At 72.4% G+C, this 7,868-nt stretch carries 5 protein-coding genes; 2 read left to right on the top strand and 3 right to left on the bottom strand.

Annotated elements, in window-relative coordinates; all coding sequences use genetic code 11:
* Positions 1–171: 171 nt before the first annotated feature.
* The 3 genes from cyc2 to ABTY20_RS34275 all read right to left on the bottom strand — a co-directional run bounded on the left by cyc2 (position 172) and on the right by ABTY20_RS34275 (position 4,284).
* Positions 172–2,328, bottom strand: coding sequence for a germacradienol/geosmin synthase Cyc2 (cyc2, locus tag ABTY20_RS34285; RefSeq protein WP_352001059.1), 2,157 nt, complete (start codon positions 2,326–2,328; stop codon positions 172–174).
* A gap of 95 nt (positions 2,329–2,423) precedes the next feature.
* Positions 2,424–3,602, bottom strand: a complete 1,179-nt coding sequence (locus ABTY20_RS34280; RefSeq protein ID WP_352001058.1) for a damage-control phosphatase ARMT1 family protein — start codon at positions 3,600–3,602, stop codon at positions 2,424–2,426.
* Between the two features lie 34 nt (positions 3,603–3,636).
* On the bottom strand, positions 3,637–4,284 hold the full coding sequence (locus tag ABTY20_RS34275) for a ScbR family autoregulator-binding transcription factor (RefSeq protein WP_352001057.1): 648 nt from the start codon (positions 4,282–4,284) through the stop codon (positions 3,637–3,639).
* Positions 4,285–4,834: 550 nt separating this feature from the next.
* On the opposite strand from ABTY20_RS34275, the gene ABTY20_RS34270 reads away from it, so the two are divergent.
* Together ABTY20_RS34270 and ABTY20_RS34265 are read left to right on the top strand one after the other, a co-directional pair.
* Positions 4,835–5,839, top strand: coding sequence for a substrate-binding domain-containing protein (locus ABTY20_RS34270; protein WP_352001056.1), 1,005 nt, complete (start codon positions 4,835–4,837; stop codon positions 5,837–5,839).
* Between the two features lie 50 nt (positions 5,840–5,889).
* Positions 5,890–7,868: sensor histidine kinase (locus ABTY20_RS34265; protein ID WP_352001055.1), on the top strand; the 1,979-nt coding region annotated here is incomplete at its 3' end.

The following is a 7,868-nucleotide window of genomic DNA, read 5'->3' as shown; positions in this document are numbered from 1 at the left end:
AGCACCCCGAGCAGCGCGGTCACCGCCCGCCGGCCGCGCCGCCGGCCGGGCGGGCCGGTGTCCGGCCCGCTCCCGGGCCGGGCACCGCCCCCTTCGCCGGGCATCGGCCTGGGCCGCAACGCGGTCTGTTCCATGGTTCGCCTCCGGCGGCGGTGCGGGCGGGGACGGGCGTCAGACGAGGACCGGCGGTGCCGGTGCGCGGCCCGGGAGGAAGCCGTGGACCCGACCGGACAGGTACGCGTCCTTGTACCGGTCCACGGTGCGGTGCCAGTTGAGGATGCCCGCCATCCAGTTCCGCAGGTCCTCCACATAGCCCCGCATGATCGCCCGCGCCTCGTCCGACAGCTGGAAGTCGTCGTGGACGACGGGCAGTTCGTGCTCCACGACGTGCTCGAACTGGCGCATGCGCTGGTTCATCAGGTCCTGCACCACGGGCAGCGCGGTCGGATAGTCGACGCCGAAGAAGTTCTGCACCACCAGGACCGCGTTGTGCATCTCCCCCTCGAACTCGATCTCCTTCTGGTACGAGAAGATGTCGTTGAGGAGGCACGCGTAGTCGATCGCCGCGTTCTCCAGCGAGCGGACGGGACCGCTGCGGTAGACCTCCGGCGGCACCGCCGGTCCGTGTCCGGCGCGGCAGAGCCCCAGGGTGAGGTCGGAGCCGAAGGTGGCCCGCCGCATCTCCAGGTAGTCCACCGGGTCCGGGACGCGGTTCTGGATCTGGTTGGACAGCTCCCACACCCACGCCTCGGTCATCGTGTCGACGGCCGACTTCAACGGCCGGCGCTGGTCGGGCGTCATGCCGGCCGTGGTGCGCCGCCACAGGTCGGCCAGGGCCCGTTCCATGGCGTTGGCCGGCGGCGGGACCCGTTCGGAGCCGAGGGGCATGCAGGCCGACAGGCGGGCCGTGGTCAGCCGGGCGGCGGCCAGGTCACGGCGGTGGCCGTGGACGAGCGGGTAGTAGTCGTCGCCGTAGGTGCCGAAGGCCAGCCAGCCGGAGGCGAGGTCGAGCTGCTCCTGGGTGGCGTCCGGGTCCAGGCCCGCCGCGCACAGCGGGAGGTCGCAGCCGGCGAGCGTGTCCTCGTCCCAGACGCCCTCGTCGAGGAGGCCGATCCGCCGCGACCACTCCAGCAGGTGCCGTCGTGCGCCGTCGAGGGCGGGGTTGAGCCGCAGCGGGAACGGCATGCGGATCTCGGGGATGATCGACGGGCCGACCTTCCGGAACGGCACGTGCGTGTGGGCGCGCAGCCTCTCGGCCGCCGCGCCGGCGAGCAGCGCGCCGACGTCGGCGGCGGACGTCCCGGGGCCGGACGGGGCGTGCCAGGGGGCGGCGGAGCGCGCGCCCTCGTTCATGTAGCGGCTGGAGCGCAGGTGCCACTCGTGACCGCCGGACTGCCAGTCCTGCAGGCCCTTGGCGTACGCCCCGACGGCCGCGGTCTCGGCCGGGGTGAGCCCCTTCTCCAGGGCCACGGCGGGGACTTCGGTGAACGCGGTGTGCTCGAACTGGTGGAGCCGCGAGGTGAGGACGTCGCCCACGATGTCGGCGGCCTCCTGGGTGGTGCAGCCGAAGAAGGTCTCCAGGACGAGCACGCCGTTGCTGAGCTCACCCTCCTCCTCGACCTCCCGCTGGTAGGAGAACAGGTCGTTGCGCAGGTGCACGGCGTCGGAGAAGGTCTCCATCAGCACCCTCAGCGGCCTGGTCCCGGCGACCGCGGCGGGCACTTCGGCGGTCGCGTACTCCACGAGTCCGGCGGACCAGGGGGCGCCGCCCACCTTGCGGCGCATCTCGATGTACTCGACGGGGTTGGCGATCCGCCCCTCGTTGATGTTGGACAGCTCCCACATCGACTCGTTGAGGAGGTGCTCGGTGGAGACCGCGAACCGGCGGCGCCAGTCGGCGGACATCGCCGGCACCGTGCGCGCCCACAGGTCGGCGAGGCCCGCCTCGACCGGGTTCTCCGGCTCGGGGACGCCGGCCGCCGGGTCGAGCGGCATGAACAGCGGCAGCCGGTCCAGGTGGGCCTTGCCGGCGGCGCGGTCCTGAGTGCGTTTGAACCTCTCCAGGAAGTGGTCGTCGAAGAAGAAGACCCACACGTACCAGTCGGTGATCAGCGAGAGGGCGGGCCCGTCGCAGTCGGGATGCGTGTAGGCGCAGAGCAGGCCGTAGTCGTGCGCGTCGAGGTCGGCCTGCTCCCAGACCCCGCTGCCCTCCAGCATGCCCATCTCGCGCGCCCACCCGGTCGCATGGGCGCGGGCCTCGTCGACGTGCGGGTTGAGCCGCGCGGGATGCGGCAGGTAGAAGTGCGGGAGTTCGAACGGCTGCGTCATGGCCGGGGGCTACCCGCGGCCCGGTGGCGGCATCCACCGGCCCGGGCATGATCACACCATCGCGTGAACCGTGTCCCGTACGGGAGTCGCGGATCCTAGGTCCGGACCTGGATCAGCGCGTGGGTGCCGCCGGTGCGCCAGCGCTGCCCCTCCGCCGCGACCAGTGCCGCCTCGGTGCCGGCGGTCAGTCCGGTGATCACGTCGGACTTCAGGGTGCGCAGGGCGGCGACCGGGCCCGGGAAGTACCCGGTGACCTCCGCGAAGGGCGTGGTGGGGGGCCAGTGCCGGTCGCCCACGAGACGGCGGTAGTTGAGGTCCCCCTTGAGGACGGTGAGGGTGGCGGCGGCGAAGTCCGCGCGGAGGTCGTCCGGCATGTCCGCGTACGGCAGCGGCGCGCAGGAGAACGGGTGCGCGCGCAGGACGAGCCGGCCGTCGGTGAGGGCGGACCACAGCCCGCGGCCGTACGCGGCCGCCGCGCCCCCGGCGCCGGTGAGCCGGCGCACCGCGTCGACGACGTCGGCGGTGGTGGCGTCGGAGACGTAGTACGGGTACGGCTTGACGTGCAGCACCGCGCGGGCGATGCGTCCGTGCGCCAGCAGGTGGGCGATGAGCAGCAGGTCCGGGACGAGTTCGCGGCCCGCGTTGTCGGCGACCAGGCACAGGGTGCCCGCCGGGGAGGCGCCGAGCAGGGACCACAGCCGTTCGCCGTCGTCGGCCACCAGGGCGGGGACGGCGGCCGCCTCCCCGGCGTCCCCCGCGGACAGCCGGAAGCCGAGGTCGGCGCGGTTGCCCCACAGGGAGCCGTGCAGCAGGGCGCGGGCCCGCTCCTCCTCCGGGCGGCCGGCGAGGCCGTCGAGCGCGGCCAGCTCCTCGTCCGTGGCGGGCGAGCCGAGTTCGGCGAGCTTGGCGGGGCGGAACGGGTCGACGCCCTGCCAGGGCCCGGGGGCGAAGTAGCCCACCGCGTCCAGCAGTCGGCGGTAGAACCAGCTCTCGGACCACAGCCACGGCACGTCGTACCAGGAGCGGCCGGCGTGGGCGGCCATCCCCCAGGTCTCCCAGCGCCGCCGGTCGTGCGCGCCGGCGGGGAGGGGGTCGATCGTGCCCCCGGTGCACTCGGCGAGCAGGGCGTCGAGCGCGCGGCGCCGCTCGGGTCCGTACGGGAGGGCCTCGCGCACCTGCCGGATGATCGCCGGGTGCCGCTCGGCCAGCACGCCGTGGGGGAAGGTGCCGGGCTCGTCGGCGACGATCACGGGCGCGGTGGGGTGGTCGGACATGCGGCTCACCGTAACGCGGGCCGGCGCGCCGCGGTCACCCCGGCGCGATCTCCCGCTCCAGCCGTGCGGCCAGACTGAGGTAGCGGGCGCGCCGGGTGACGGGGACCAGGCCCCGGATGAGGAGCTGCCACATCTCGGCCGTACGGCGGGGCTGCCGGGCGACGGATTCCCGGGAGCGGCCGACGACCCGGGTGCCGACGAAGAAGCAGACCAGGGAGTGCGCCACGACGTCGACGTCGACGTCCGGGTGGACGTCGGCCTCCTTGACGGCGCCGAGGAGCCGGGCCGTGACGATGTCCAGCCACTCGGTGAAGGGGTGGCTGAGCGGAGGGCGCGGACGGATGCCGCCGGTGGCGAGCCGCAGTCCGGCCCGCAGGACGGGGTCCTCGGCCGACATCCTGGCTATGCAGAAGGTGAGGCGCATCAGCGCCTCCAGGGAGGTGCTCCCCCGGACCTCGGTGGCCCTGGCCAGTCGGCGGCTGGTGGCCGACTGCAGTTCCAGGATGGCGTGGGCCAGGTCCTCCTTCGCGGCGAAGTGGAAGTACAGGGCCCCCTTGGTGACGTGGGCGTGCTCGACGATGTCGCTGAGACTGGTCGATTCGTAGCCCTGCCGGTCGAACAACTCGGCAGCGGCCGTGATGATCGTCGTACGGGTGTGTTCGGCGCGTACCTGCCTCGCCATCGCCTGGACTCCTGAGCCGGAAAGGAACGGGTCATGCTGTTTGTTTTCACGCTCGGTGCGCGATGTCTCACCCTGCGGAAACAGTGATCACGTGGATTCCTCCTCGGACTTGGACACAGCGGACAAAGCGAACACGCCCCCCGAAAGAAAACAGCGCGTCCGGTATCCAATTGTGTCAGGTGCGGGGGCACAAGAAAACGGTGGGCCGACCGGGAAGGGGCCGCCGCGCCCGCGTCGCCGCGGCGGTGCGCGCACCGGACGCCCGTCCCGGGCAACGGACGCGCCGGCACCGAACCGCGGACGCCCCGGGGGATCCGGGACCGCCGCGTACCGGCCGTTCGGTTCGCCGGCGGGCACCTGCCGCACCGTGCTCACGGTTCATCACAATGCGGCAGCATCGCCTCACTTCACGTGGCTGCTCACTTGACGACCGGTGGTCCCACAGGGTTGGCTCCGGCCAGCGAGAGTCACCCGTTCGGCGCACGCCCCGCGGTTCCGTCGGCGCTCTCCCCTGCTCTTGCTCGGCCGCACAGCGAGGTCCGTACTCCGCATGAACACTCGTCCCCCGTCCCGCCGCCTCCCGAGGCGCCGCCTGGCGGCGCTGGCTGCCGCCGCCGGCCTGCTGGCGACCGGCTGCTCCGGCGCGGCCGACGACTCCGCGGACTCCGACGGCGCGGGCACCTCCGGCGCCGGGCGGATCAGGGTCACGATGGTGACCCACGGCGACGAGGGCGACGCCTTCTGGGACCGGGTGAGGAAGGGGGCCGAGGCGGCGGCCGCCAAGGACGGCATCGAGCTGACGTACGTGAGCGACCCGGACCCGGCGGGGCAGGCCGAGCTGGTCCGCGAGGCGGTCCGCGACGGCGTCGACGGCATCGCGCTGACGCTGGCCAAGCCGGCGGCCATGAAGGGCCCGGTCAACGAGGCACGGGCCGCGGACATCCCCGTGGTCGGCCTCAACTCCGGTATCGACGCGTGGAGGTCGGCGGGGCTGCTGGAGTTCTTCGGCCAGGACGAGAGCGTGGCGGGCCGGGCCGTCGGCGACAAGCTGGACGAGCTGGAGGCCGAACACGCCCTGTGCGTCGTCCACGAGCGTGGCAACGTTGCCCTGGAGGCCCGCTGCGCCGGCGTGAAGAAGACGTTCGGCGGGACGACCGAGAACCTCTACGTGGACGGCACCGACATGCGCGCCGTCTCCGGCATCATCGCCGCCCGGCTGCGGCAGGACCCGGACATCGACCAGGTCGTCACCAACGGGGCGGACTTCGCGCTCACCGCGGTCGAGGCCGTCGCGGAGGCGGACAGCGCGGCCGACGTCGCCACCTTCGACCTCAACGAGGACCTGGTGGACGCCGTGCGCGGCGGGAACGTCCAGTTCGCCGTCGACCAGCAGCCCTACCTGCAGGGTTACCTCGCCGTCGACGCGCTGTGGCTGTACCGGACCAACGGCAACGTCAGCGGCGGCGGGGTCGCGCCCGTGCTCACCGGACCGGCGTTCGTCACCAGGTCCAACGCCGCCTCGGTCGCCGGGTTCGCCGCCGACGGAACCCGCTGACGGCCCGCCCGTGCGTACGTCCCCCACCACCCGACCGCTCTAGGACCACGATGTCTCCACGGACAGGTGCCCGGCGCCGTCTCGGCTCCATACGTCTCTCGCTGTTCCTCCTCGCCCTGGTGCCCAGCGTCACCCTCGCCGGCATGTGGGGCCTGACGACGATCCAGATGTTCTCCGAGGGACTGCAGCTGCGGTCCCAGACGGGACTGAGCCGGTCGACCGGCGCGATGGGCACGCACGCCACGCTCGCGCTGCAGCAGGAGCGCAGGCTGACCGCCGCGTGGCTGGCCGCGCCGAGGAGTTCCCGGACCGCCCTCGAGGCGCAGCGCGAGCGGACCGACGAGGCGGTGGCGAAGCTGGCCGGCCAGGCGGACGTGATCGCCGAGGCACCGGCACGCATCTCGGACCGGCTGTACGGGGTGCTCGGTTCGGTGGGCAGCCTGGAGTACTACCGGAACCAGGTGGACCGGCCCAGCGACATCACCGCCGAGGAGGCGCTCGACCAGTACACCTCGATCATCGACGACCAGATCCACGCCTTCCAGGAGCTCTCCCAGGTCGACGACGGTGACCTGACCTCGCAGGCGGAACCGCTGATCGCGCTGGCGCACGCGGCGGAGCTGGTCTCCGAGGAGAACGCGCAGCTCACCCTGGCCTGGCCCTCAGGGCGCCTGGACACGCAGGGCTGGAGCGATTTCGCGAAGCTGGTGCACACCCGCCGCTGGCTGATCGACGACCAGATCGTGCCCTCCGTGCGCGGCGAGACCAAGACGCAGACCGAGCGGATCCTGCGCAGTCCCGAGTGGCGCGCCCTGATGGCGGTCGAGGACCAGATACTCGCGACCGCGCCCACGGGACAGGAGCGCGGCGTCGCCCTGCCGGACCTGCGGGAGCGGTGGGACGAGGCCATGGACCGGGTCTCCCCGCAGTACGCCGCCATGATCCGGGAGCAGACCGACGCGCTGCTCACCCGCAGCGCCGACGAGGCCCGCGGCCTGCTGCTGACGGCCGCCGCCCTGAGCGCCGCCGGACTGCTCGCGCTGCTGCTGTGCGTCGGCCTGTCCTGGCGCATCACCCGCTCGCTGTCCCGCCGGCTGCGCGGTCTGCGGATGGCCACCCTCGGTCTGGCCGAGGAACGGCTGCCCGACGTGGTGGCCCGGCTGGAGCGGGGCGAGAAGGTCGATCCGGAGTCGGCGACCACCCCGCTGGACTACGGGCACGACGAACTGGGCCAGGTGGCCCAGGCGTTCAACACCGCGCAGCGCACCGCCGTGCACACCGCGGTCGAACTCGCCGACACCCGGCGCGGTTTCCAGAAGGTCATCCTCGGCATCGCGCGGCAGAGCCAGAACCTGGTCAACCTCCAGCTCAGCAAGCTCGACGCGCTGGAGCGCCGGCACACCGACCCCGAGGTCCTCAAGGGCCTGTACGAACTGGACTCCACCGCCAGCCAGTTGCGCCGGTACGAGGAGAACCTGGTCATCATCAGCGGGGAGCGTCCCGGCCGGTCGTGGAGCGAGCCGGTCGCGCTGATCGACATCGTGCGCAGTGCCGTCGGGGAGGTCGCCGAGTACCAGCGGGTGGAGGTGCTCGTCGAGGAGGAGGTGTCGCTCGCCCCGCCCGCGGTGGCCGACGTCATCCATCTGCTGGCCGAGCTGATCGACAACGCGACGGCGTACTCGCCGGCGCCGAGCCCCGTCGGGGTGCGGGCGGCGATGGTGGCCAAGGGCCTGGCCGTGGAGGTCGAGGACCGGGGCCTCGGCATGTCGGAGGACGACTACGCCTCCATGAACGCCCAGTTGGCCGAGGCGCCCCAGTTCGACGTGGTGGCGCTCGCCGACGACCTCCGGCTCGGCGTGTTCGTGATCTCCCGGCTCGCGCACCGGCACGGCATCTCCGTGACCCTGCGCCCCTCGCCGTACGGCGGTCTGCTACAATTTCATTATAGGTCTTTTCTGTACAGGTGTATTTTAAAAATTCCATCTCCCGTTCTGTTAATTTTACAAAACCGGATAGCTTTGAACCAGGT

Origin of the sequence: Streptomyces sp. NPDC126497 (assembly GCF_040302425.1) — a bacterium.
GTDB lineage: Bacteria > Actinomycetota > Actinomycetes > Streptomycetales > Streptomycetaceae > Streptomyces.
Note: the sequence above shows the minus strand (reverse complement) of the source record. Positions and strands in the feature narration are given on the sequence as shown.